Source organism: Cronobacter universalis NCTC 9529, from assembly GCF_001277175.1.
GTDB lineage: Bacteria > Pseudomonadota > Gammaproteobacteria > Enterobacterales > Enterobacteriaceae > Cronobacter > Cronobacter universalis.
Map to the genome: position 1 here is coordinate 1897405 of NZ_CP012257.1, position 25309 is coordinate 1922713.

The following is a 25309-nucleotide window of genomic DNA, read 5'->3' on the forward strand; positions in this document are numbered from 1 at the left end:
AGAATGCGTTCGCAAAATGCAGAAACGTAAATCAATATTGTAGGCACAGCCTGTTTATCAGGTTCTTGCGCAAAAACAGGGTTTAGCAGATCCGGGGTAAAGGTTCGCTATGCGGCAGATCAAGCGTGCGCTTCACGCCGTAAATACCGGCGAGACGTACCCCTTTTTGCGCCACCACCTCGCCAATGATGGCCGCGTCCTGCCCCAGCGGATGCGCGCGCAGCGCCGCCAGCGCGTGTTGCGCCTCCTCGCGCGCTACGCCTATCACCAGTTTGCCTTCGTTGGCGAAATTCAGCGCATCCAGCCCGAGCAGCTCGCAGACGCCGCGCACGGCGGGTTTCAGCGGCAGCGCGCGCTCCTGTAATTCGATCCCGCACCCCGCGCTTGCCGCGAACTCATGCGCCACGGCGTTAACGCCGCCGCGGGTAGCGTCGCGCAGGGCTTTCACGCCCGGCACGGCGCGCAACTGCTGAATGAGCGGCGAGAGCAGGGCGCAGTCGCTCGCCAGTTCCCCTTCAAGCCCCAGCTGTTCACGCAGGTTAAGGATAGTCGCGCCGTGATCGCCAAGCGTGCCGGAGACCAGCAGCACGTCGCCGGGCGCAAGCTGCCGCGCGCCCCAGTGAATATCGGCGGGGATAGCCCCAAGCCCGGCGGTGTTGATAAAGAGCTTATCCGCCGCGCCGCGCGGCACCACTTTGGTGTCGCCGGTGACAATCTGGATGCCTGCCGCGCGCGCCGTCGCGGCCATGCTGTGGGCGACTTTTTCAAGCGTCGCCATCTCCAGGCCCTCTTCAAGAATAAAACCGCAGGAGAGCCAGCGCGGCACGGCGCCGCTCACCGCGACATCATTGGCCGTGCCGCAAATCGCGAGCTTACCGATGTCGCCGCCGGGGAAAAACAGCGGATCGATAACATAGCTGTCGGTGGAGAACGCCAGCCGGTCGCCTCTGGCCGTCAGTTCGGCGAGCGGCAGGCGCGCCTGATCTTCCTGCTCCGCCAGCCACGGATTTGCAAATGCCTGCATAAACAGGCGGTCGATCAACTGCTGCATCGCCTGGCCGCCGCTGCCGTGGGCGAGAGTAATGATGTTCATGCGTCGCACTCCTCTGAACGATACTGATACCAGGCGGCGCAGGCTCCTTCCGAGGAGACCATCAGCGCGCCAAAGGCGTTTTGCGGGTTACAGCGCCTGCCGAAGAGCGGGCACTGGGCGGGTTTACAGCGGCCTGTCAGTACCTCGCCGCAGCGGGCGTCGGGGGAATCATTGACCTGCTGCGGCGCGGGCGCGAAATGCGCCTCGGCGTCAAAGGCCTGAAACGGCGCGCGAAGCCGCACGCCGGAGTGGTTTATCACGCCGAGCCCGCGCCATTCGCTGTCGCCCTTGACGCAAAACACCGTGTCGATCGCCTGCTGCGCCGCCGGGTTGCCCGCGTCCGGCACCACGCGGCGGTACTGGTTTTCCACGCGGCTTTCTCCGGCGATGCGCTGCTCGACCAGCATCAGCACGCCCTGTAGCAGATCCAGCGGCTCAAAACCGACCACCACCAGCGGGCGCGCGAAACGCCCGGCGATGAAACTATACGGATCGGTGCCTATCACCATGCTGACGTGCCCTGGCGCCAGAAACGCGTCAATCTGGTTATCCGGCTGCTCCAGCAGGCTTTGCAGCGTCGGGATAAGCGTAATGTGCTGGCAGAAAAAGTAAAAATTGCGTACGCCGCGCGCTTTCGCCTGGATAAGCGTCAGCGCGGTGGCGGGCATGGTGGTTTCAAAGCCTAAGCCGAAAAACACCACCTCGCGCTCTGGCTGCTGTTCGGCGATTTTCAGCGCGTCCATCGGCGAATAGACGATACGCACGTCCGCGCCTTCGGCTCTCGCCTGGAGCAGCGAGCCGTTTTTGCCCGGCACGCGCATGGCGTCGCCGAAGGTGCAGAAGATAACGCCGGGGCGGCGGGCGATTTCGGTGGCGTTGTCGATGCGTCCCATCGGCAGTACGCAGACCGGGCAGCCGGGGCCGTGGATAAACTCGATGTTCTCCGGCAGCAGGCGGTCGAGGCCGAATTTAAAAATGGCGTGGGTGTGGCCGCCGCACACTTCCATAATGCGCAGCGGTTTCTGCGCCGTGTGGCTTAAGCGCGGCGCGCGCTCGCACAGCCGGTCCATCAGGCGCAGCACCCGTTCCGGGTTGCGGTATTCATCGACATAACGCATCAGCGGTTCTCCTCGCCATACAGCAGCGCGCCGACATCCGGCTCCACCTCAAACATCGTTTGCAGCGCCTCCAGCGTCTCGCGCGCCTCGCGCTCGTTAATCAGACTCATGGCGAAACCGACATGCACTAGTACCCACTGGCCGAGGCGCGGCTGGCCGTTCTCGTCATGCGTGCCCACCAGCGTTAAGTCAACCTCGCGCCGCACGCCGCACACCTCGACGCGGGCGAGATTGCCGGCGAGCAGTTCACAGATTTGCCCCGGAATGCCTATGCACATCGCTGTTCCTCCAGCCAGGCGAGCCACGCGCTCATGCCGTCGCCGCGCGTGGCGGAGACCAGCAGGATAGTGATGTTCGGGTTGACCTCGCGCGCGTACGCCATGCATTGCTCGACGTCGAAGTTCAGGTACGGCAGCAGGTCGATTTTATTGAGCAACATGAGAGAGGCGGCGGCGAACATATGCGGGTACTTGAGCGGCTTATCTTCGCCCTCGGTTACCGAGAGCACCGCCACTTTGTGGCGCTCGCCGAGATCAAACCCCGCCGGGCAGACCAGGTTGCCGACGTTTTCAATAAACAGCACGCCGTTATCGGCAAGCGGCAGCCGCGCCATCGCGTCCTCGACCATCTGCGCGTCGAGATGACACCCTTTGCCGGTATTGACCTGAATCGCCGGCGTACCGGTGGCGCGAATGCGCTCGGCGTCGTTCACCGTCTGCTGATCGCCTTCGATAACGGCGCAGGGCGTGGCGTCGCGCAGGCGTTTGAGGGTCTCGGTGAGCAGCGTCGTTTTGCCGGAGCCGGGGCTGGAGACCAGGTTCAGCGCCAGCTGGCCGCGCGCGGCGAGCCGCTGGCGGTTGCGCTGCGCAATCTGGTTGTTTTTATCGAGCACGTTAATTTCAATCTCCACCATTTTGCGCTGGCTTAAGCCGGGCGCATGGGTGCCCGCCTCGCCGTGGCCGTAATCGAGAGCGCCATCTGGCGCTACGTCAGGCGAGAACGCGTTCAGGCTTATCGTGGAGATGGGCGCCGCGGCGCGCGGCGCGGCGGCAAAGGGGGCGGCGCGAAACGGCGAATGCGGGTTGCGCTCATCGCCTTCTATATACAGGTTGCCGTGCTGGCAACCGCAGGTCGTACACATCTTCTACTCCTGTTCTATTTCCAGACGCTTGATTTGCACGCTGTCATCGGCATCGATGCGCAGATCCGCGCTGTGGCAATGCGGGCAGCGGCGTACCAGCGTCGTCAGTAACTGAACGTTGCGCTGGCACTGCGGGCACCAGCACTGCGCCTCCTGCTGGCTTAAATGCAGCGCGCAGCCTTCGGCGCGGGTGTCGCGGCACGCCAGATCAAAGCAAAACTCCAGCGCGCTGCGCTCAACACAGGAGAACGCGCCGATTTCCAGCCACACGCCGGTGATCTTGCGCGCGCCAAGCTGCTGCGCCTGCTGTTCAATAATTTCCACTGCCCGCTGGCAGAGGGTGAGTTCGTGCATAACGCCTCCGGTACGTTTCGCGTTTGCGAATGCCATACGTTATGCAATAACGGTGCCAGCGCAGGAGAAGGGGGCGGGAGGCTGTCGCGGCGGGTGTCGAGGCTGTCGAAATGACATGTCATGACAGGCGGCGTGATGTGACGCTTCAGAATAAACCTTTTAAAAACAGTTAATTAAAAAATGGCATGGTTCCTGCTAAAGAGGGTTATCTCTGTTAAATGAGCTAACCACTATGATCCTGTCCGAACTTAGCCAGAAGGCGGAATTTATCGCCGACCGTCACCGCGCGTTACAGACGCACTGGCACACCTACTGCAATACGCTGGTCCAGGCCATTACGCTGTCGCGCCAGAAGCTGCATCACTCGCTCGGCTGCGAGCCGCAAAACGGGTTGTGCTTCTTTCTCTTTGAGCATTTCGCCATCCGCGTGGAGCAGGCCGAAGGCTTTCACTGCCGCACCATTAACTACCTGATAGCCCGCCGCGACGGCAGCGAAGAGACGCTGCTCGCCACCGCGCAGCTCGACGCAAAAGGCATGCTGGACGGCGCGGTCGATATCCGCGACCGCGAGCGGGTGCTGGCGCACTACCTCGACAAAATCGGCGCGCTGGTCGACGGGCTCTATGACGCCGTCCAGCAAGACGCGCCGCTGCGCATCAGCGAGATCCTGGCGGCCCGCGACGCGTCGTCACATTAACCGGGCGAGGTGTCGCCGACTGTCGAAATCGTCCGTCGTCGTCACTTTTCGTCAAAAATGTCCATCACCTGAGGAACACCTGGTGAACCGTTTTATCATTGCCGACTCCACGCTTTGCATCGGCTGCCACACCTGCGAGGCCGCCTGTTCAGAGACGCACCGCCTGCATGGACTGCAATCCAGGCCGCGCCTGACGGTTATGCGTAACCAAAAAGATTCCGCCCCGCAGCTGTGCCACCACTGCGAAGACGCGCCGTGCGCGCAGGTCTGTCCGGCGAACGCCATCACCCGCGAGGCGGGGGCGATTCAGCTCAATGAAAGCCTGTGCGTGAGCTGCAAACTCTGCGGCATCGCCTGTCCGTTCGGCGCGATTGAATTCTCCGGCAGCCGCCCGCTGCATATCCCGGCCAACGTCAACAGCCCGAAAGCGCCCCCCGCGCCGCCTGCGCCTGCGCGCGTCGGCGCGTTTCTCGACTGGACGCCGGGCGTGCGCGCCGTGGCGGTGAAGTGCGATCTCTGCCAGTTCGACGCGGACGGCCCGGCCTGCATACGCACCTGCCCGACCGGGGCGCTGAAGCTTGTCGATAACCACGACATCGCCCGCGCCAGCCGCCGTAAACGCGAGCTGACCATTAACGCCGATCTCGGCGACTTATCGCTGCTGCTGCAACCGCGCGGAGGAGAATAATGAACGCGATTTTCTTATATCAGGGCGCGCTGGCGGCCTTTGGCGCCGGGCTCGCGCTCGCGCTGCTGAGCGCCTGGCATAAGCCGCTCAGCGCGCTGTTTGCCGGTCTCGGCGGCGCGCTCGGTTGCCTGTGCGCGCTGGCGACCGGCGGCTGGCTGCTGCTCAACGTGAACGACGGGCCGCTTACGACGCATATCGGCGCGCTTGCGGCGCATCTCACCGCCTTTAACGCCATCTGGCTGGCGACACTCGGCCTGTCGGGCTTCTTTATCTGCCTGTTTACGCTTATCCATTCGCGCGACGGCCAGGCGCGCGCCAGCGGGGCGCTTATCAACCTGCTGCTTGGCGCCGCGACGCTCGCGGTGACCGCGCAGAGCCTCGCCGCGCTGGTGGTCATGGCGGAAATCATGGCGCTCGCCGCCGTGTTCCTGACCGGAGACAGCGCGGGCGGCAAGCTCTGGTTTGCGCTGGGGCGTCTCGGCACGTTGCTGCTGGCGCTCGCCTGCTGGCTGCTGTGGCGGCAGTACGGCACGCTGGACGTGCTGGCGTTAAGTTCGCTCACCGCCGGGCAACCGTTTAGCGCGGTCACCTGGCTCTCGGGGCTGGCAGGCTTCGGGCTGCTCGCAGGCGTGATTCCGCTGCACGGCGGCGTGGTGCAGGGCCATGCGCAGGCCGCCGCGCCCGCCGCCGCGCTCTTCTCCGCCGTGGTGCTGAAAGTGGGGCTCTACGGCATCCTGGTCTTTTCGCTGATGAACGCCGCGCTGCCGCTCTGGTGCGGCGTGCTGGTGCTGCTGCTCGGCATGGTGACCGCGTTTATCGGCGGGCTTTACGCGCTGCTTGAGCACAACATCCACCGGCTGCTGGCGTACCACACGCTTGAGAACATCGGCATTATCCTGCTGGGGCTCGGCGCGGGGCTTGCGGGGATTTCGCTTGGCGAGCCTGCGCTGGTGGCGCTCGGCCTGGTGGGCGGGCTCTATCACCTCTTCAACCACAGCCTGTTTAAAACCACGCTGTTCCTCGGCGCGGGCGCGGTCTTTCACCGCACCGGCCTGCGCGATATCGAAAAGCTCGGCGGTATCGGCAAAACCATGCCGCTTATTTCGATCTCCATGCTGGTGGGCCTGATGGCGATGGCCGCGCTGCCGCCGCTGAACGGCTTCGCGGGCGAGTGGGTGATTTATCAGGCGTTCTTTGACCTGGGCGCGCAGCCGCTGTTTATCGCCCGTCTGCTCGGGCCGCTGCTGGCGGTGGGGCTGGCGATTACCGGCGCGCTGGCGGTGATGTGTATGGCGAAGGTCTACGGCGTGACGTTCCTCGGCGCGCCGCGCACGCAGGCGGCCGCGCAGGCGACCGATGCGCCCTGGCTCATGCGCCTTTGTGTGATGGGGCTGGCGCTGTGCTGCGTGGCGGGCGGCGTCGCCGCGCCGTGGCTGTTGCCGCTGCTGGGCCGCGCCGTCCCGCTGCCGATCGTCACCGCCGGCACCACCGTCTCTCAGCCGGTGATCACGCTGCTGCTGGCAGGCTCGCTGCTGCTGCCGTTCCTGCTGGCGACGCTCTTCAAAGGCGATCGCCTGCCGTCGCGCACGCGCGGCAGTGCCTGGGTGTGCGGCTACGATCACGAACCGGAGATGGTCATTACCGCGCATGGTTTCGCCCGGCCCGTTAAGGCCGCCTTCGCGCCGCTGATTCAGCTGCGCCATATCCTTAATCCGGCGCGCCTGCTGCCGGGCTGGCAGAGCGCCAGCCTGCCGCTGCTGTGCCGTCGTCTGGCGGCGGTCGAACTGGCCGTGCTGCTGGTCGTCGTGATTTCACGGGGAGTGTGAGATGCAAAACCTGATTTTCCCTCTTTTACAGGCGCTGGCGCTCTTTGCCTGCTCGCCGCTGCTCGCGGGCGTCACCCGCGTGGCGCGCGCGCGTCTGCATAATCGTCGCGGGCCCGGCGTGCTTCAGGAGTATCGCGATCTGCTGAAATTGCTGGGCCGCCAGAGCGTCGCGCCCGCGGCGTCCGGCTGGGTGTTCCGGTTTACGCCGTACGCCATGCTGGCGGTGATGTTCACCATCGCCGCCGCGCTGCCGGTCGTGACCGTTCGCTCGCCGCTGCCGGGCGCGGGCGATCTCATCACGCTGATTTATCTCTTCGCCATCGCGCGCTTCTTTTTCGCCATTGCCGGGCTGGATACCGGCAGCCCGTTCACCGGGATCGGCGCAAGCCGCGAGGCGATGCTGGGCGTGCTGGTGGAGCCGATTCTGCTGCTCGGCCTGTGGGTCGCGGCGACGGTGGCGGGGTCAACGCACATCAGCCAGATCGCCGCGCGCGTCTGTGACTGGCCCGTCGCGCACAGCCTGACGCTGGCGCTGGCGCTCGCCGCCTGCGCCTTCGCCACGTTTATTGAAATGGGCAAGCTGCCGTTCGATCTCGCCGAAGCGGAGCAGGAGTTACAGGAAGGCCCGCTGTCGGAGTACAGCGGCGCGGGCTTCGCGCTGCTGAAATGGGGCATAAGCCTCAAACAGCTGGTGGTGTTGCAGATGTTCGTCGGCGTATTTGTGCCCTGGGGCCAGATGCTGACCTTCAGCCTGAGCGGCATGGCGATAGCCCTGGCGCTGGCCGTCGTCAAACTGCTGGCAGGCGTGCTTATCATCGCGCTCTTTGAAAACAGCATGGCGCGTTTGCGTTTTAACGCCGTTTCGCGCGTCACCTGGACCGGTTTCGGCCTGGCCTTTTTAGCTTTCGTCTCCTTGCTGGCGGCGTGATTAGAGAACTGAACAATGTCTGAAGAAAAAACAGGGCAACACTATCTGCGCGCGCTGCATGAGGCGTTTCCCGGCGTGGTGCTTGATGAAGCCTGGCAAACCAAAGACCAGCTGACGGTCACGGTGAAAATCAATTATCTGCCGGAAGTGGTGGAGTTTCTTTACTACCAGCAGGGCGGCTGGCTCTCGGTGCTGTTCGGCAATGACGAGCGTAAGCTCTGCGGCAGCTACGCGGTCTACTACGTGCTCTCGATGGAGCAGGGCGTGAAGTGCTGGATAACGGTGCGCGTCGAGGTGGACGCGAATAAACCGGAGTTTCCGTCCGTAACGCCGCGCGTGCCCGCCGCCGTCTGGGGCGAGCGTGAAGTGCGCGATATGTATGGTCTGGTCCCGGTCGGCCTGCCGGATGAGCGCCGCCTGGTGCTGCCGGATGACTGGCCGGACGACCTCTATCCGCTGCGCAAAGACAGCATGGATTACCGCCAGCGCCCGGCGCCGACCAGCGATAAAGAGACCTATGAGTTCATCAACGAACTGGGCGATGCCAAAAATAACGTGGTGCCCATCGGCCCGCTGCATGTCACCTCCGACGAGCCGGGCCACTTCCGGCTGTTCGTGGATGGCGAAAACATCATCGACGCCGACTACCGGCTCTTTTACGTCCACCGCGGCATGGAAAAACTCGCCGAAACCCGCATGGGCTACAACGAAGTGACGTTTCTCTCCGACCGCGTCTGCGGCATCTGCGGATTCGCCCACAGTACGGCCTACACCACCTCGGTGGAAAACGCGATGGGCATTCAGGTGCCGGAACGCGCGCAGGCGATCCGCGCGATTTTGCTGGAAGTCGAGCGGCTGCACAGCCACCTGCTGAACCTCGGCCTGGCGTGTCACTTTGTCGGCTTCGACTCCGGCTTTATGCAGTTTTTCCGCGTGCGTGAAACGTCCATGAAGATGGCGGAGATCCTGACCGGCGCGCGTAAAACCTATGGCATGAACCTGATTGGCGGCATTCGCCGCGATCTGCTGAAAGACGACATGACGCAGACCCGCCAGCTGGCCCAGCAGATGCGCCGTGAGGTGCAGGATCTGGTGAGCATTCTGCTCAGCACGCCGAATATCGAACAGCGCACGGCGGGCATTGGCCGTCTCGACCCGCAGATCGCCCGCGATTTCAGTAACGTCGGGCCGATGGTGCGCGCGAGCGGCCACGCCCGCGACACCCGCGCCGATCACCCGTTTGTGGGTTACGGCCTGCTGCCGATGGAAGTGCACAGCGAACAGGGTTGCGACGTTATCTCTCGCCTGAAAGTGCGCATCAACGAGGTGTTCACCGCGCTCAATATGATTGACTTCGGGCTGGATAACCTGCCCGGCGGGCCGCTGCTGGTGGAAGGGTTTACCTATATTCCGAACCGCTTCGCGCTTGGGTTTTCCGAAGCGCCGCGCGGCGATGACATTCACTGGAGCATGACCGGCGACAACCAGAAGCTTTACCGCTGGCGCTGCCGCGCGGCGACTTACGCCAACTGGCCGACTCTGCGCTACATGCTGCGCGGCAATACGGTGTCTGACGCGCCGCTGATTATCGGCAGTCTCGACCCATGCTACTCCTGCACCGACCGTATGACGGTGGTGGACGTGCGCAAGAAGAAAAGCCAGGTGGTGCCGTACAAAGAGCTGGAGCGCTACAGCATTGAGCGCAAGAACTCGCCGCTGAAATAGGCGGCCACGGTGGGTGCGCTGCGCTTACCCACCCTACGGGGGATGGCTCGCCTGTTAATCCTGGCGTGTAAGCGGTAGCGCACCCGCCGGGTAAAACCGCCGCAAAGTGACCGTAGGGCGGGTAAGCGGCAGCGCACCCGCCAGGTAAAACCGTCGCGCAGGCGACAGGAGACAACATGTTTACCTTTATCAAAAAAGCCTTAAAAACCGGCGTGGCGACGCAGCCTTATCCGCTGCAACCGATGCCGGTCGATAAAAATTTTCGCGGCAAGCCGCAGCACAATCCGCAGCAGTGTATCGGCTGCGCGGCCTGCATCAACGCCTGCCCGTCCAATGCCTTAACGGTCGAAACCGACCTTCAGCACGACCGCCTCGACTGGCAGTTCAATCTCGGCCGCTGCATCTTCTGCGGCCGCTGCGAAGAGGTCTGCCCGACGGCCGCCATTCGCCTGACGGCCGAATATGAGCTGGCGGTCTGGCGCAAAGAGGATTTTCTCCAGCAGGCGAGCTTCGCGCTCTGCCGCTGCCGCGTCTGCCAGCAGCCGTTCGCGGTGCAAAAAGAGGTGGATTACGCGATAGCGCTGCTCGCGCACAACGGCGATGAGCGCGCCGAGCGCCATCGCGCGAGCTTTGAAACCTGTCCTGACTGCAAACGCCAGCAGGGCCTTGCGCCCTCGGAGCTTATCGATCTGACCCGCGAAATGAAGGAGGCGGTGTGATGAACCTGCTCGGCCCACGCGATGACAACAACATTCCGGTGCCCGTGACGGTGGAAGAATCCATCGCGCGCATGAAAACCTCGCTACTGAAAAACATCAAGCGCTCGGCGTATGTTTACCGCGTCGACTGCGGCGGCTGCAACGGCTGCGAAATCGAAATTTTCGCCATGCTCTCGCCGCTCTTTGACGCCGAGCGCTTCGGCATCAAAGTCGTGCCGTCGCCGCGTCACGCCGATATTCTGCTGTTTACCGGCGCGGTGACCCGCGCCATGCGCTCGCCCGCGCTGCGCGCCTGGGAATCGGCGCCCGATCCGAAAATCTGTATCTCTTACGGCGCGTGCGGCAACAGCGGCGGCATTTTCCACGATCTCTACTGCGTCTGGGGCGGCACCGACAAAATCGTCCCGGTAGATGTTTATATCCCCGGCTGCCCGCCGACGCCCGCCGCGACGCTCTACGGCTTTGCGATGGCGCTCGGCCTGCTGGAGCAGAAAATCCATGCCCGCGCGCCTGGCGACGAGGACAATCAGGCCGCCGCCATTCTGCACCCGGAGATGGTGCAGCCGCTGCGCGTGCGTGTCGATCGCGCCGCGCGCCGCCTGGCGGGGTATCGCTACGGGCGCCAGATTGCCGACGACTATCTGCGCCACCTGACGGCAGGCGAGCAGAGCGTGGCGGGGTGGCTGTCGCAGGAGAACGATCCGCGGCTTAGCGAAATCGTCGCGCAGCTTGAGGCGGTGGTGGCGCAGGAGCGCATCGGATGAGCGAAACCGTGGTGTTCAGCCGCCTGTCGCGCAAGTTCGTCGATGAAAACGATGACACCCCGCCGCAGGCGCAGCAGGTTATCTACTACAGCCTGGCGATAGGCCATCATCTGGGCGTGATCGACTGCCTCAAGGCGTCGCTGGTCTGCCCGTTTGAGGCATACGAGGCGTGGATCGCCACCCTCGCGCCCGGCGAGGCGCAGCGCAAAATGCAGGGCGTGCCGCGCTACGGAGAGATTGTTATCGACCAGAACCATGTCTCGCGGCTGGCGCGGGCGTTTGACGAGGCGCTGCCGCGCCAGAACGCGCAGCAGCAGGCGTGGAGCCGCGAGCTTTTAGGGCTGCTTCAGGCCATCCAGCGGGAGCCGGCGGTGTATGTGATGGTAAGGAGGGATCGTGACTGACGTTTTATTGTGTGTCGGAAACAGCATGATGGGCGACGACGGCGCGGGGCCGCTGCTCGCCGAGAAATTCCGCGCCGCGCCGCAGGGCGAATGGGTGCTGGTGGACGGCGGCAGCGCGCCGGAAAACGATATTGGCGCCATCCGCGAGTTGCGCCCCGAGCGGTTGTTGCTGGTGGATGCCACCGAGATGGGGCTCGACTCTGGCGAGATCCGAATTATCGATCCGGATGATATTTCAGAGATGTTTATGATGACGACCCATAACATGCCGCTGAATTATCTGGTGGATCAATTGCGCGAGGATGTGGGTGAGGTGATTTTTCTCGGCATCCAGCCCGACATTGTGGGGTTTTATTACCCGATGACCGACCCGGTGAAACGCGCGGTCGACACCGTGTATGACCGTCTGGCGCAATGGACCGGCAAAGGTGGGTTTGCGGCGCTGGCAGTGGAGGAAGGCGTGTAGCCAGGCGGGATGGCGGGTGCGCCGCGCTTACCCGCCCTACCAATTATGGTTCGCACGTAGGGTGGGTAAGCGAAGCGCACCCACCGTTTTTCCGCCCCGAGTGTTAATTAGTTGGTAAGGTGGATGGTTTTGCTCCGGCTAAAGAAAATCGGCCCCTGAGGGCCGATTTCCGCCGGGAGCCGGGATTGCAAAGGGGGCGGCGGCGAGCCCCCTTTGCACGTTCGCGTGAGGGAAGCGCTCATATAAAGATGACATTGTGGCGAACGGAACGAATTCACCAACCTGATATATCAAAAACTGGATGGCGGGTGCGCATTCGCTTACCCGCCCTACGTTGAGAATGTTTTTTGTAGGGTGGGTAAGCATCGCGCACCCACCTTTAATTTCCCAGGACTAATCTCCCTCATTCATCGCCTCAACCGTTAAAAATCAATGCCTCCCGCTTACCGGAACGTTCCGAAAGCGCCTGCCGCCCACCAGGAATCCTCTGAATAAAAAAAGCGCGGTGCAGCATCGTATACAGTTGATGGAGTGGAGGGAGAAACTGATGAACAGACAAGATATTTATTCGTTCAAGAACTTTGATTTTCTGGCGAGCAGTTTTGCCCGTATGAACGGAGAAGGACGCCGTATCGATATCGACGCCGTCACCGGCAATATGAGCGAGGCGCAGTCCGCCTGGTTCCGTGAACGTTACAATCACTACCGTAAACAAGGGCTGCCGCGCAATCTCAGCGTCGCCCGTAATGAAACGGAGCTGTGCGCGTAACGCCGTAAAAAATGTACGACCGACGAAGCGGGTAATCAGACCCGCTTTTTTGTTGCCTGAAACCCGTCACTCTCATCGTCATAAATGTCGATGACACCTCCGGTCAAACACCTCTCGAAAATAAAACTATTTAAAATCAGTAAATTAAAATCTGGCATGGATCGTGTATTAACAAGTGGGTTCAACCCACAGCCGGAGATCATGATGAACCGCTTCATCATTGCTGATTCAAGTAAATGTATAGGATGCCGCACCTGCGAGGTGGCGTGCGTGGTGTCGCACCAGGAAAACCAGGACTGCGCCGCGCTTACCCCGCAAACCTTTCTGCCGCGCATTCATGTCGTCAAGGGCGTGAATGTCTCTACCGCCACCATGTGCCGCCAGTGTGAAGACGCGCCGTGCGCCAGCGTCTGCCCGAACGGCGCTATCAGCCGCGACGGCGATTTTGTCCATGTCCATCAACAGCGCTGCATCGGCTGCAAAACCTGCGTCGTGGCGTGCCCTTACGGCGCGATGGAAGTCGTGGTGCGCCCGGTGGTACGCAACAGCGGCGCGGGCCTTAACGTGCTGGCCGAGAAAGCCGAAGCCAACAAATGCGATCTCTGCCATCACCGCGCCGAAGGCCCGGCCTGCATCGAGGCGTGCCCGACTAACGCCATCGTCTGCATCGATCGTAACCGCCTGGAAGCGCTCAGCGCCGAACGCCGCCGCCGCGCCGCGCTCGATGGCCTCTCATCCCTGGCTTTTTAAGCCGCCGATTTCACTTTTAACAGGTCTGTTACTGATGAAAAAAATCACCAGCGTCTGTCCGTACTGTGGTGCGGGTTGCAAACTCAAGCTCGTTGTGGACAACAACAAAATCGTTCGCGCCGAGGCCGCCGAAGGCGTCACCAACCAGAACCAGCTCTGCCTGAAAGGCTATTACGGCTGGGATTTCCTTAACGATACCCAGCTTCTGACGCCGCGCCTCACCCAGCCGATGATCCGCTACCAGAAAGGCGGCGCGCTTCAGGCGGTCTCCTGGGATGAAGCCATTCGCTACACCGCAGAGCGCCTCTCGGCCATCAAAAAGCAGTACGGCCCGCGCGCCATCATGACCACCGGCTCTTCGCGCGGCACTGGCAACGAAACCAACTACGTGATGCAGAAATTCGCCCGCGCGGTGCTCAACACCAATAATGTCGACTGCTGCGCGCGCGTCTGTCACGGTCCGTCGGTGGCGGGGCTGCAGCAGACGCTCGGCAACGGCGCGATGAGTAACTCCATCGGCGATATTGAAAACTCCAAATGTTTGCTGGTGTTTGGCTATAACTGCGCCGATTCGCACCCGATTGTGGCGCGTCGCGTGCTGAAAGCCAAAGAAAACGGCGCGAAGGTGATTGTCTGCGACCCGCGCAAAATCGAAACCGCGCGTATCGCCGATCAGCATCTGCAAATCAATAACGGCTGCAACATGGCGCTGGTCAACGCCTTTGGCTACGTGCTGCTCGAAGAAGCGCTCTATGACAAAGAGTATGTGGCGCGCTACACCGAAGGGCTGGATGCCTACCGCGAGACGGTAAAAGATTACGCGCCGGAAGCGGTCGAGCATCTCACCGGCGTCAGCGCGCAGCAGATCCGCCAGGCGATGCGTACGTTCGCCGCCGCGCCGTCCGCCACCATTATGTGGGGCATGGGCGTGACGCAGTTCGGTCAGGCGGTGGATGTCGTTAAAGGCCTCTCAAGCCTAGCGCTGCTCACTGGTAATCTCGGGCGCGAGCATGTCGGCGTCGGCCCGGTGCGCGGCCAGAATAACGTGCAGGGCGCGTGTGACATGGGCGTGCTGCCGAACCAGTTCCCCGGCTATCAGGATGTCGAAGACGCGGCGGTGCGGGAAAAATTCGCGCGCGCCTGGGGCATCGATCCGGCCGTGATGGACGACAAAATCGGCGTGCGCATCACTGAGGTGCCGCACCTGGCGCTCGAAGGCAAAGTCAAAGCCTACTACATCATGGGCGAAGATCCGCTCCAGACCGAAGCCGATCTCGGCCTGGTCCGTCAGGGCTTCGACGCGCTCGATTTCGTGGTGGTGCAGGACATCTTTATGACCAAAACCGCCGAAGTGGCGGACGTTCTGCTGCCCGCCACCTCCTGGGGAGAACATGGCGGCATCTTTACCTGCGCCGACCGCGGCTTCCAGCGCTTCGAGGCGGCGGTGGAACCTAAATATAACGTCAAACGCGACTGGGAAATCATCAGCCTTATCGCCACCGCGATGGGCTACCCGATGCATTACGACAATAACCAGCAGATCTGGGACGAAATGCGCGAGCTCTGCCCGCTCTTTTACGGCGTGACGTACCAGAAAATGGGCGATATGGGACATGTGCAGTGGCCATGCCCGACGCTGGATCACCCCGGCACGCCGTACCTCTACGCCGGGAATCACTTCGACACGCCGACCGGCAAAGGCCAGCTTTTCGCCGCCCCGTGGCGCGCCCCGGCGGAACAGCCGGACGCCGACTACCCGCTGGTGCTCTGTACCGTGCGCGAAGTGGGGCACTACTCCTGCCGCTCGATGACCGGCAACTGCGCGGCGCTGCAAACGCTCGCCGACGAGCCGGGCCGCGTGCAGATGCACCCACAGGACGCGGAACGCCTCGGCGTGCGGGACGGCCAGCTGGTGTGGGTGAACTCCCGTCGCGGGCGGGTGATCAGCCGCGCCGATGTCAGCGAGCGCATCAACCCCGGCGCGGTCTACATGACCTACCAGTGGTGGATCGGCGCGTGCAACGAGCTCACCCAGGATAATCTCGACCCGGTCTCCAAAACGCCGGAAACCAAATATTGTGCGGTGAATGTCGAGGCTATCGCCGATCAGCGCGAGGCCGAAGCCTATGTCCAGACCACCTATACCAGCATGAAGGCGCGCCTGCGCGACGCCGCCGCGGTATAGCTCAGCCTGCGCGGGCCTCGCGCCCGCGCGTTTTCAACGAGACGATGAATCTTAACGGTACGATTTTACGCATTCAGGGCCGGGTGCAGGGGGTGGGCTTTCGCCCCTTCGTCTGGCAACTGGCGCAGCGGTTAGCGCTTACCGGCGATGTCTGCAACGACGGCGCGGGGGTGGAAGTGCGTCTCACTGGCGGCGAAGGGGCGTTTATCGCCGCGCTGTGGCAGCACTGCCCGCCGCTCGCCCGTATCGACAGCGTCAGCGCCGCGCCGTATCGTTGGCCGCAGCCGCCCGACGCGTTTTCCATTCGCGAGAGCGGCGGCGGGGCGATGCGCACGCAAATCACCCCGGACGCCGCCACCTGCCCGCAATGCCTGCGCGAACTCAACGATCCCGCAGACCCGCGCTGGCGCTACCCGTTTATCAACTGCACCCACTGCGGCCCGCGCTTCACCATTATCCGCGCGATGCCTTACGACCGCCCCAACACCGCGATGGCGGGCTTTCCGCTCTGCGCGCCGTGCGACGCGCAATACCGCGATCCGGCCGACCGGCGCTTTCACGCGCAGCCCGTGGCCTGCCCGACGTGTGGCCCGCAGCTGAGCTGGGCGAGAGGTGAACAGAGGGCACAAAAAGAGGCGGCGCTTGAGGCCGCCATCGCCGCGCTTAACGCAGGCCAGATTGTCGCCATTAAAGGCATCGGCGGGTTTCATCTCGCCTGCGACGCGCAAAATGCTGACGCCGTGGCGCGCCTGCGCGAGCGTAAGCATCGCCCGGCCAAACCGATGGCGGTGATGCTGGCGCATGCCGAAGGGCTGCCGGATGACGCCCGCGCGCAACTGACCACGCCCGCCGCCCCGATTGTGCTGGTGAATAACGCGCACCTGCCGCCGCTGTGCGAGGCCATCGCGCCAGGGCTTAACGAAACCGGCGTGATGCTGCCCGCGAACCCGCTCCAACACCTGCTGATGCAGGGCGTCGGGCGTCCGCTGGTGATGACGTCCGGCAACCGCAGCGGCGAGCCGCCCGCGCTCACCAGCGCGCAGGCGCTCTCGCAGCTTAGTGAGATTGCCGACGGCTTTTTGCTGCATAACCGCGAGATCCTGCAACGGATGGATGATTCGGTGATGCGCCCCGGCGGCGAGATGCTGCGCCGGGCGCGCGGCTTTGTGCCGGACGCCATCCCGCTGCCGCCGGGCTTTACCGATATCCCCGCCACGCTCTGCCTCGGGGCGGATCTTAAAAATACCTTTTGCCTCGCGCGCGGCGGCGAGGCGGTGTTGAGCCAGCATCTCGGCGATCTCAGCAATCCGCAGACCGAAGCGCAGTGGCGCACGGCGCTGGCGCTGTTTCGCGACATTTACGATTTTCACCCGCGGCAGGTAGTGGTGGATGCGCATACGGGGTACCACAGCCGCGCGCTTGGCGAGGCGATGGGGCTGCCGGTGAAACGCGTTCTGCATCACCATGCGCACATTGCCGCGTGCCTTGCCGAGCACCGCTGGCCGCGCGACGGCGGCGCTGTCGTTGCGCTGGCGCTCGACGGCATCGGCATGGGCGAGGGCGGCGCGCTGTGGGGCGGCGAGTGTTTGCTGGTGGATTACGCACGCTGCGAGCGGCTCGGCGGCCTGCCTGCCGTGGCGCTGCCGGGCGGTGACCTCGCGGCGCGTCAGCCGTGGCGTAACTGGCTGGCGCACTGGCAGGCGTTTGTGCCGCAGTGGCAAACGCTCCCGCAGGCCGCCGCTCTCCTTGATAAACCCTGGGTGCCGCTCACGCGCGCGATGGCGCGCGGCATTAATGCGCCGCTCGCGTCATCGATGGGGCGGTTATTTGACGCCGTGGCGGCAATGCTTGGCGTGGCGCCTGAGACGCAAAGCTATGAAGGCGAGGCGGCCTGCCGCCTGGAAGCGCTGGCAATGCGTCACGGGCCAGTGTCGCATTCAGTGACGTTGTCACTTAATGGCGATGCGTTTGACATGCCCGCCTTCTGGGCCAGTCTGCTGGCATTTGACGCATCAGCGGGTGCCCGCGCCTGGGCCTTTCACGACGCGCTTGCCTGCGGGCTGGCGGCGCTTGCGCGCCGTCACGCCAGCGCGCGCGGCATCCACACCATCGCCTGCGGCGGCGGGGTGCTGCATAACCAGCTTCTGCGCGAACGACTCGCGTTTTACCTTCACGATTTCCGGCTGCTGCTGCCGCAAGCGTTGCCCGCGGGCGACGGCGCGGTGGCGTTCGGCCAGGCGGCGATTGCCGCCGCCGCGTTTTCATCACTTACAGGAACGACGTCATGCTGACTCAATTGCGTAATCACCCGCCCCGCGCGCTGGCCCTGGTGGCCGCGCTCGGCCTTGCCAATCTGGCCGCCTGGATCTGGGCGTTTTATGCCTTTCACGACACTCCCGCGCTGATGGCCGCGAGCCTGCTGGCCTGGGGTTACGGGCTGCGCCACGCGGTGGACGCCGACCATATCGCCGCCATCGATAACGTCACGCGCAAAATGATGCAGCAGGGTAAACGCCCGTGTGGCGTCGGGGCGTGGTTTTCGCTAGGCCACTCCAGCATCGTGGTGCTGGCGTCCGTCGCCATTGCCGCGACCGCCGCGGCGGTAAAAGACGAGATGGCCTGGTTTCACGACGTAGGCGGGGTGATTGGCACCACTGTCTCGGCGGCGTTTCTGCTGGCGATGGCGCTGGTGAATCTCGTTATCCTGCGCGGTATCTGGCGCAGCTTCAGCAGGCTGAAACGCGGCGAGCCGCTGAATGATGGCGCAGACGCCCTGACTGCAGGCGGGCCGATGAGCTGGCTGTTTCGCGCGACCTTCCGGCTGGTGAGCAAAAGCTGGCATATGTATCTGGTTGGTTTTCTTTTTGGGCTCGGCTTTGACACCGCGACTGAGATTGGCGTGCTGGGCATCTCGGCGGCGGGCGCGTCAAACGGCATGTCGGTCTGGTCGATTCTGGTCTTCCCGGCGCTCTTTACCAGCGGTATGGCGCTTATCGACACGCTCGACAACCTGGTGATGGTGGGCGCGTATGGCTGGGCCTTCAGCAAGCCGCAGCGCAAGCTCTATTACAATATGACCATTACCGGCACGTCGGTGGTGGTGGCGCTCTTTATCGGCGGGCTGGAGGCGCTGGGGCTGCTGATGGATAAATTCGGTCTTTCCGGCGGCCTCTGGGATTGGGTGGCCGGCGTGAACGATAATCTTGGCGACGCCGGGTTTATCGTGGTCGGTCTGTTCATCGCCTGCTGGGCGCTGTCGATTCTGAACTACCGCCTGAAAGGCTACGACGCGCTGCCTGCGCGCTGAGCCGCAACGCGCCTTTCGTCACGTCACTTTTGACGACAGGCGCGCCCTCGACACGTATTTTCCTCTCCAACCCGCATGCGGCGCGCTTTCCGGCAGCTGGCACGCTTTCTGCATTATCCGCTCCACTATTTACGCAGTTAACTCTGGAGCATGACCGATGAAAAAAGTCGTTACGGTTTGCCCCTATTGCGCGTCGGGTTGCAAAATCAACCTGATCGTCGATAACGGCAAGGTCGTTAAGGCGGAAGCGGCAATGGGGAAAACCAATCAGGGCGATTTATGCCTGAAGGGCTATTACGGCTGGGATTTTATCAATGATACCCAGATCCTCACTCCGCGCCTGAAAACGCCAATGATTCGCCGTGAGCGCGGCGGCCGGCTGGAAGCGGTCTCCTGGGAGGAGGCGCTGGACTATGTGGCGCAGCGCCTCGGCGACATTAAAGCCAAATATGGCCCGGACGCCATCATGACCACCGGCTCCTCGCGCGGCACCGGCAACGAAACCAACTATGTGATGCAAAAATTTGCCCGCGCGGCGATCGGCACCAATAACGTCGATTGCTGCGCGCGCGTCTGACACGGCCCCTCGGTTGCAGGTCTGCACCAGTCGGTCGGTAACGGCGCCATGAGCAACTCCATCACTGGCATTGAAAATACCGATTTAGTCTTTGTATTTGGGTACAACCCGGCGGATTCGCATCCGATCGTCGCCAATCGCGTGATCAAAGCGAAGAAAAACGGGGCGAAAATTATCGTCTGCGATCCGCGGAAAATCGAAACCGCGCGGATTGCGGATATGCATCTGGCGCTGAAAAACGGCTCCAACATCGCGCTGTTGAACGCGATGGGGCACGTGATTATCGAAGAAGATCTCTGGGACCACGCCTTTGTATCGGCGCGTACTGAAGGCTTTGAAGAGTATCGCAAAATCGTCGAGAGCTATACGCCGGAGTCGGTGGAAGCCATCACCGGCGTCAGCGCCAGTGAGATCCGCGAAGCGGCGCGGATGTACGCCCGCGCGGAACGTGCGGCGATCCTCTGGGGCATGGGCGTAACGCAGTTTTATCAGGGCGTCGAGACGGTGCGTTCACTCACCAGCCTCGCGCTGCTGACGGGTAATCTTGGCAAGCCGAGCGCGGGCGTTAACCCGGTGCGCGGGCAGAATAACGTACAGGGCGCGTGCGACATGGGCGCGTTGCCGGATACCTATCCGGGCTACCAGTACGTGAAATTCCCGGAACACCGCGAGAAGTTCGCCAAAGCCTGGGGCGTGGCGTCGCTGCCTGCGCATACCGGCTATCGCATTAGCGAGTTGCCGCACCGCGCGGCGCATGGCGAAGTGCGCGCCGCCTACATCATGGGCGAAGATCCGCTGCAAACCGATGCTGAACTCTCGGCGGTGCGCCAGGCGTTTGAAACGCTGGAACTGGTGATTGTGCAGGACATCTTCATGACCAAAACCGCCTCGGCGGCGGACGTGATTTTGCCTTCCACCTCCTGGGGCGAGCATGAAGGGGTCTATACGGCGGCGGACCGCGGCTTCCAGCGCTTCTTTAAAGCGGTGGAGCCGAAGTGGGATCTGAAAACCGACTGGCAGATAATCAGCGAGATCGCCACCCGGATGGGCTATCCGATGCATTACGACAACACCAAACAGATCTGGGATGAGCTGCGCGCGCTGTGCCCCGATTTTTATGGCGCCACTTATGAAAAAATGGGTGAGCTCGGCTACATTCAGTGGCCGTGTCGCGATGAATCAGAGGCCGATCAGGGCACCGATTACCTGTTTGAGAAGGAGTTCTCCACGCCGAACGGGCTCGGGCAGTTCTTCACCTGTGACTGGGCGCCGCCGCTTGACCGGGTGAACGAGGAGTATCCGCTGGTGCTCTCCACGGTGCGCGAAGTGGGGCACTACTCCTGCCGCTCAATGACCGGCAACTGCGCCGCGCTGGCGGCGCTGGCGGATGAGCCGGGTTACGCGCAAATCAACAGCGCCGACGCAAAACGCCTCGGCATTGAAGACGAGGCGCTGGTGTGGGTGGTGTCGCGCAAAGGCAAAGTCATTACCCGCGCGCAGGTGAGCGACAGGCCGAACAGAGGGGCGGTCTACATGACGTACCAGTGGTGGATCGGCGCCTGTAACGAGCTGGTGGCGGAGAACTTAAGCCCGATCACGAAAACGCCGGAGTATAAGTACTGCGCCGTGCGGGTTGAGCCGATAGCCGATCAGCGAGCCGCCGAGCAGTATGTGATTGACGAGTACAACGCCCTGAAAACCCGGCTGCGGGAGTCCGCGCAGGGTTAAATAACGAATCCCCCGGCAGGGGGATTTTTTTGCCCGGCATTCAGCCTTCCGGCATCCGCGCGCGGCATTCGGCCAGGACAAACTGGCGCAGCCAGCGGTGCGCCGGATCGGCATCGAGACGTGGGTGCCACATCTGCGACACGGTAATAGGCCGGGTCGCCACAGGCAATTCAAACCACGTAAGCCCGGTGTCGCCCGGCAGATTAATCAGAAACGAGGCGGGCACCAGCGCCACCAGATCGGTGCCGCGCGCGACGGCGAGCGCCGCCGGGAACCCCGGCACCACGGCGGCGATATGCCGCGTAACCCCGTGTTGTGCGAGCGCGTCATCGACCGGCCCGGTAAAGACGCCGCGCCGCGACGCCGCCACATGGCTCCACGCGGTGTAATCTTCAGGCGTCACGTCGCGGCCCGCGAGCGGATGGCCGCTTCTCACCACGCCCACGAAGCGGTCGCGGAAGAGCCGTTGCTGTTTGATCTCCGGCCCCATTTCACCCGGCACGCCTATTTCCAGATCCGCTTCGCCTTCACGCAGCGGCCGGTCGCTTTTTACCGGCTTTGGCGCAAAGCGCAGGCGTACGCCGGGCGCGCACCGGGCGGCCGCGGCAATCAGCGCCGGGCCGAACGCCTCCACAAAACCGTCATTGGCGCGCAGGGTAAAGGTCTGCTGGTGGCTGACGATATCAAACGCCTGCGGCGCGGGGCGCAGCACGGCGCGCGCGGCGAGCACCGCGCCCTGGGTGCGTTCGCGAAGAGAGTCGGCGTAGGGCGTGAGCACCATCTGGCGGCCGGCGCGTACCAGCAGCGGATCGCCGGTGGCCTCGCGCAGACGGCTCAGCGTGCGGCTCATCGCCGACGCGCTTAAGTTCAGGCGACGCGCCGCCGCAGCCACGCTTTTCTCGGCGAGCAGGACATCCAGCGCAAAAAGCAGATTTAAATCCGGGTCATTCATCGTCAGGCTCCGGGCGCATGATGACAGATGGCGTTTCATGCAGGTTTATAGTGCAATCGTTGCGTCTTCCGCTATGTATCGCCGGAAAGTAGAGTGAACGCAAGCACACATTTTCGGAGTGACCATGACGTTATTTACTGACCTGCCCGGCGATGAAGGGCTGCCGGGGCGCGAGCGCGCGCTGGCGATGATCGCGGTGATGACCAGTACCACGATGGCGGTTTTTGATGGCGCGATGGTGAATATCGCGCTGCCGGAGATGGCCCATGCCCTGAATGCGACGGCGGCGCAGACCGTCTGGGTGGCGAACGGCTATCTGCTCTCGGCGGCCATGACGCTGGCGATTTTCGCCGCGCTGGCCGGGCGGCTCGGCTTTCGCACGCTGTTTGCCGCAGGCGTCGGGCTGTTTACGCTCGCCTCACTCGGCTGCGCGCTCGCGCCGTCGCTCCCCTGGCTGGTCGCAATGCGTCTGTTACAGGGCGTGGGCGGGGCGGCGACGCTCAGCATTGCGCCGGCTATTTTGCGCACCGTGTTCCCGAACCGGCTGCTCGGGCGCATTCTCGGCATGAACGCGCTGCTTATCGCCACCAGCACGGCCATCGCGCCGGTGCTGGGCGGGGCGCTCCTCGCCACGCTCGGCTGGCCGTGGCTGTTTGCGATTAATATCGCGCCGGGCGCGCTGGCGCTGTTTCTCGCGCTGCGCACCTTACCGGATGAGAAGCAGCCCGCGCGCGGGCCGTTTGACGTGCCGGGCGCGCTGCTCTCGGCGCTGATGCTGGGCGCGGCGGTGATGGCGTCAGACGCGCTGTCGCTTAAGGCGCTGACAGGCTTCGGCGCGCTGGCGCTGGCGGCGGGCCTGCTGCTGGCCTGGCGGCTACCGCGCGCGCCAGAGCCGCTGTTACCGCCACAGCTTTTTGCCAACGCGCGGTTTACGCTCGCGGCGCTGACCTCGCTGGCGTCGTTTGTGAGCCAGGGGATGACCTTCGTGGCGCTGCCGTTTCTGTTCCAGAGCGTGTACGGCTTTAGCGCGCTGCACGCCGCGCTGCTCTTTACCGCCTGGCCGGTAGGGATCATTCTGGTGGCCCCGCACGCCGGGCGGTTGGCTGACCGCTACGCGCCCTCGGCTATCGCCACCGCAGGTCTGGCGCTTTTTGTGGCGGGCTTGGTGGCGCTGGCGCTCCTGCCTGCGCACGCCGCCGCCTGGGATATCAGCCTGCGCGGATTGCTGTGCGGCATTGGTTTTGGCTGCTTTCAGAGCCCAAATAATCGCGAGATGCTGGCCGGCGCGCCCCGCGAGCACAGCGGCTATGCCTCCGGCGTACTGGCGATTATGCGCACCTTCGGCCAGTGCCTGGGCGCAGCGCTGGTGGGCGTGATCCTCACGCTTGGATCGCCTGCGGCCAGTGGCGTCGCCGGCGCTGCCGGGGTGCGTCTTGCGTTATGGATTGCCGCCGCCGCCTCGCTGCTGGCGCTGGCGTTTAGCCTTAGCCGGTTAGACAAAAGGCGGACGGCGTAATCCACTGCTTTCTGGTTTATATTGCGAAATGAAAGCGTGTTTCTGGTTGGTTTTGTCGGATAATTTTTTAACCGAACGGGGTATGGCGGCATAAAAAACCAGTAAACCGATCAATTCGTCTGCCTGCGTGTCATTTTCGCTACTTCGTGCCGGAGAAACGCAAATTACGCTACATTAATCGCTATTGGCAATTGATTGTTAATTTTCTATTGGTAATTCCGATCTCATGATAGGGTGGTTTGAGGGGCTGTACACCCAGCCAACACCAGCTACAGCGCCTGTTTACCCACCGTGCTTCACCCGTCAGGGTGGCACACGAGCCTGATACTTAAGCAAGGTAAACCTTTCCAAAGGTCGCGCTCCGGCGTGACCTTTTCTTTTTACGCGATCGCAGAAACGTTATTCCCGTAAGCACCATTTCTGGCGCTATCAAACGACCGGTAACGCCGTGGCACATCGCGTGCCTCATCTGATCTTTCTTTAAGGATGCTTATGCTTGACGTGATGTTATTCGGCCATGGATGGGCTGGCGAACTGGCCGAAGTGGCAGAAGGCGCCAGGACGTTGACGCAACCCTCCCGCGAAACGGGTGAGGGTGCCATTACCTTTTTTATCACCGTCTGGCTTTCGGACGACGGCGTGGCGTATCTGACCGGCACCGCAGACCTGGAGCCTTATGGCGACGATATTAAGGCGGCCGTCGCGCGCTGGCAGCCGAAACCCGCCCCATTCCCGCGTTACTAAGCGGGTTATAAAATCAGGCGCGCCCGCGCTGCCTGTGTTAAGGTCGATTTTTAATCACACCAGAGGGCTAACGTATGCCAAAGAATGTCGTGACAATTTTGCCAGGCGGACAGGTTGAGCATGTGGCTGTGGATGATGAGCTGCAGGTCATGCGGATCAGCGGAGAAAAGGGCGCCACGCTTGAGTTGCCGATTGAAAGTTATAAGCTCGACGGGGAGACCTATCTGGTAGCGCGGTTTTCCGGGCTGGTGAGCGATCAGGAAACCGAAAACGCGATCCGACAGTTTTATTAATTCTTCGCTACGGGGGCCTGGCCCCCGTAGCGGTTATTCTCGGTCAGAATTGCTTATCGCTGGTGAGAGAGGATGAGAGTTTACGCAAGGCTTCAATATCCAGTTCCGGCTTCTCGTTATCCAGCACACAGGCAATCGATAACAGCTCGTTAAACTGGTTGAGTAATATTTCAGTATCCGATTTAAACGCGTTATCTTCCGCATCCAGCGCCGCATTGATGGCTTTTTTAACGCCCTCAATCATTTCATCCATTCCGCCGTTTTTCCCGATGGTCATCAGCATGGCGCTTAACAGCAATGCCTGCGCTTCTACCTGGGCCGTGAGAATTTTCGCTTCTGCATCCATTTTCGAGATTTTAGCAATCATGCTGTAAATCACATTATTCATGGCACTTCCTCCTTTTGCCCGTCCAGCATATCAGCGGGGCGGGCACGGGCAATGTTGTGTAGTCTTAAATCAGCGCAACGCGCCGCAAGAATGCTGAACGCAACGGCCTGTGCCTGGCGCGCAGGTGTGGTTCAGAGAAAGTTGTTAAATGATGTCATTAAAAGAGAGAGGGTACCT

25 protein-coding genes are annotated in these 25309 nt (G+C 62.5%); 18 read left to right on the forward strand and 7 right to left on the reverse strand.

Annotated features, from left to right (window positions below):
- Positions 1-82 precede the first annotated feature (82 nt).
- The 5 genes from hypE to hypA are packed head-to-tail and all read right to left on the reverse strand — an operon-like array spanning position 83 to position 3706.
- Positions 83-1093: a hydrogenase expression/formation protein HypE gene (gene hypE, locus AFK65_RS08635; protein ID WP_038857341.1), complete on the reverse strand. Its 1011-nt coding sequence runs from the start codon at positions 1091-1093 to the stop codon at positions 83-85.
- On the reverse strand, positions 1090-2211 hold the full coding sequence (gene hypD / locus AFK65_RS08640; protein ID WP_007696904.1) for a hydrogenase formation protein HypD: 1122 nt from the start codon (positions 2209-2211) through the stop codon (positions 1090-1092). Before hypD ends, hypE begins: the two co-directional genes overlap by 4 nt.
- Positions 2211-2489: a HypC/HybG/HupF family hydrogenase formation chaperone gene (locus AFK65_RS08645; RefSeq protein WP_007696908.1), complete on the reverse strand. Its 279-nt coding sequence runs from the start codon at positions 2487-2489 to the stop codon at positions 2211-2213. Before AFK65_RS08645 ends, hypD begins: the two co-directional genes overlap by 1 nt.
- Positions 2480-3352: a hydrogenase nickel incorporation protein HypB gene (gene hypB / locus AFK65_RS08650; RefSeq protein WP_038857338.1), complete on the reverse strand. Its 873-nt coding sequence runs from the start codon at positions 3350-3352 to the stop codon at positions 2480-2482. The genes AFK65_RS08645 and hypB overlap by 10 nt, the downstream gene beginning before the upstream one ends.
- 3 nt (positions 3353-3355) lie before the next feature.
- Complete coding sequence (gene hypA, locus AFK65_RS08655; protein WP_007696913.1) at positions 3356-3706, reverse strand: hydrogenase maturation nickel metallochaperone HypA; 351 nt, start codon at positions 3704-3706, stop codon at positions 3356-3358.
- A gap of 232 nt (positions 3707-3938) precedes the next feature.
- Between hypA and hycA the strand changes: the two genes are divergently transcribed.
- The 15 genes from hycA to fdhF (AFK65_RS08745) all read left to right on the forward strand — a co-directional run bounded on the left by hycA (position 3939) and on the right by fdhF (AFK65_RS08745) (position 21239).
- Positions 3939-4403: a formate hydrogenlyase regulator HycA gene (hycA, locus tag AFK65_RS08660; RefSeq protein ID WP_007696915.1), complete on the forward strand. Its 465-nt coding sequence runs from the start codon at positions 3939-3941 to the stop codon at positions 4401-4403.
- A gap of 82 nt (positions 4404-4485) precedes the next feature.
- A complete protein-coding gene (locus AFK65_RS08665) occupies positions 4486-5091 on the forward strand; it encodes a 4Fe-4S dicluster domain-containing protein (RefSeq protein WP_007899483.1) in 606 nt (201 codons plus the stop codon).
- Complete coding sequence (gene hycC, locus AFK65_RS08670; RefSeq protein WP_038857334.1) at positions 5091-6917, forward strand: formate hydrogenlyase subunit 3; 1827 nt, start codon at positions 5091-5093, stop codon at positions 6915-6917. The genes AFK65_RS08665 and hycC overlap by 1 nt, the downstream gene beginning before the upstream one ends.
- Before the next feature lies 1 nt (position 6918).
- Entirely contained in the window at positions 6919-7845 is a 927-nt protein-coding gene (locus AFK65_RS08675) for a respiratory chain complex I subunit 1 family protein (protein WP_038857330.1), read from the forward strand.
- Between the two features lie 15 nt (positions 7846-7860).
- Positions 7861-9570: a formate hydrogenlyase subunit HycE gene (hycE, locus tag AFK65_RS08680; RefSeq protein WP_038857328.1), complete on the forward strand. Its 1710-nt coding sequence runs from the start codon at positions 7861-7863 to the stop codon at positions 9568-9570.
- A gap of 176 nt (positions 9571-9746) precedes the next feature.
- On the forward strand, positions 9747-10289 hold the full coding sequence (locus tag AFK65_RS08685; RefSeq protein WP_007696959.1) for a formate hydrogenlyase complex iron-sulfur subunit: 543 nt from the start codon (positions 9747-9749) through the stop codon (positions 10287-10289).
- On the forward strand, positions 10286-11053 hold the full coding sequence (locus tag AFK65_RS08690; protein WP_038857325.1) for an NADH-quinone oxidoreductase subunit B family protein: 768 nt from the start codon (positions 10286-10288) through the stop codon (positions 11051-11053). Before AFK65_RS08685 ends, AFK65_RS08690 begins: the two co-directional genes overlap by 4 nt.
- Positions 11050-11457 carry a formate hydrogenlyase maturation HycH family protein gene (locus AFK65_RS08695; RefSeq protein ID WP_007696965.1) on the forward strand — a complete coding sequence of 136 codons (408 nt, stop codon included), beginning with the start codon at positions 11050-11052 and terminating at the stop codon, positions 11455-11457. The genes AFK65_RS08690 and AFK65_RS08695 overlap by 4 nt, the downstream gene beginning before the upstream one ends.
- Positions 11450-11923: a hydrogenase maturation peptidase HycI gene (gene hycI / locus AFK65_RS08700; protein ID WP_007696968.1), complete on the forward strand. Its 474-nt coding sequence runs from the start codon at positions 11450-11452 to the stop codon at positions 11921-11923. Before AFK65_RS08695 ends, hycI begins: the two co-directional genes overlap by 8 nt.
- A gap of 547 nt (positions 11924-12470) precedes the next feature.
- Positions 12471-12692: a cell surface composition regulator GlgS gene (gene glgS, locus AFK65_RS08710; RefSeq protein WP_007696971.1), complete on the forward strand. Its 222-nt coding sequence runs from the start codon at positions 12471-12473 to the stop codon at positions 12690-12692.
- 204 nt (positions 12693-12896) lie between these two features.
- Positions 12897-13442, forward strand: coding sequence for an electron transport protein HydN (hydN, locus tag AFK65_RS08720; protein ID WP_007696973.1), 546 nt, complete (start codon positions 12897-12899; stop codon positions 13440-13442).
- Positions 13443-13476: 34 nt separating this feature from the next.
- Positions 13477-15627, forward strand: coding sequence for a formate dehydrogenase subunit alpha (gene fdhF, locus AFK65_RS08725; RefSeq protein ID WP_038857321.1), 2151 nt, complete (start codon positions 13477-13479; stop codon positions 15625-15627).
- A 44-nt stretch (positions 15628-15671) separates the two neighbouring features.
- Complete coding sequence (gene hypF / locus AFK65_RS08730; RefSeq protein ID WP_038857320.1) at positions 15672-17918, forward strand: carbamoyltransferase HypF; 2247 nt, start codon at positions 15672-15674, stop codon at positions 17916-17918.
- Positions 17912-18934, forward strand: a complete 1023-nt coding sequence (locus AFK65_RS08735; RefSeq protein WP_038857318.1) for a HoxN/HupN/NixA family nickel/cobalt transporter — start codon at positions 17912-17914, stop codon at positions 18932-18934. Before hypF ends, AFK65_RS08735 begins: the two co-directional genes overlap by 7 nt.
- Positions 18935-19091: 157 nt before the next feature.
- Positions 19092-21239 (forward strand): formate dehydrogenase subunit alpha, encoded by a 2148-nt coding sequence (gene fdhF, locus AFK65_RS08745; RefSeq protein ID WP_081639382.1) that lies wholly within the window; start codon positions 19092-19094, stop codon positions 21237-21239.
- Positions 21240-21279: 40 nt separating this feature from the next.
- On the opposite strand, the gene AFK65_RS08750 is transcribed toward fdhF (AFK65_RS08745), so the two are convergent.
- A complete protein-coding gene (locus AFK65_RS08750; protein ID WP_038857314.1) occupies positions 21280-22191 on the reverse strand; it encodes a LysR family transcriptional regulator in 912 nt (303 codons plus the stop codon).
- 124 nt (positions 22192-22315) lie between these two features.
- Here AFK65_RS08750 and AFK65_RS08755 point away from each other — a divergent pair, with 124 nt between their 5' ends.
- From AFK65_RS08755 to AFK65_RS08765, 3 genes are all read left to right on the forward strand, one after another.
- Positions 22316-23707: an MFS transporter gene (locus AFK65_RS08755; RefSeq protein WP_038857537.1), complete on the forward strand. Its 1392-nt coding sequence runs from the start codon at positions 22316-22318 to the stop codon at positions 23705-23707.
- 492 nt (positions 23708-24199) lie between these two features.
- Positions 24200-24451 (forward strand): hypothetical protein, encoded by a 252-nt coding sequence (locus tag AFK65_RS08760; RefSeq protein WP_007696993.1) that lies wholly within the window; start codon positions 24200-24202, stop codon positions 24449-24451.
- 74 nt (positions 24452-24525) lie between these two features.
- The gene (locus AFK65_RS08765) at positions 24526-24744 is read left to right on the forward strand and encodes a hypothetical protein (protein WP_012124949.1); all 219 of its coding nucleotides are present in this window, start codon (positions 24526-24528) and stop codon (positions 24742-24744) included.
- Between the two features lie 43 nt (positions 24745-24787).
- Here the strand turns inward: AFK65_RS08765 and iraP are convergent, their stop codons facing one another.
- On the reverse strand, positions 24788-25132 hold the full coding sequence (gene iraP, locus AFK65_RS08770) for an anti-adapter protein IraP (RefSeq protein WP_007697030.1): 345 nt from the start codon (positions 25130-25132) through the stop codon (positions 24788-24790).
- Positions 25133-25309: the final 177 nt, after the last annotated feature.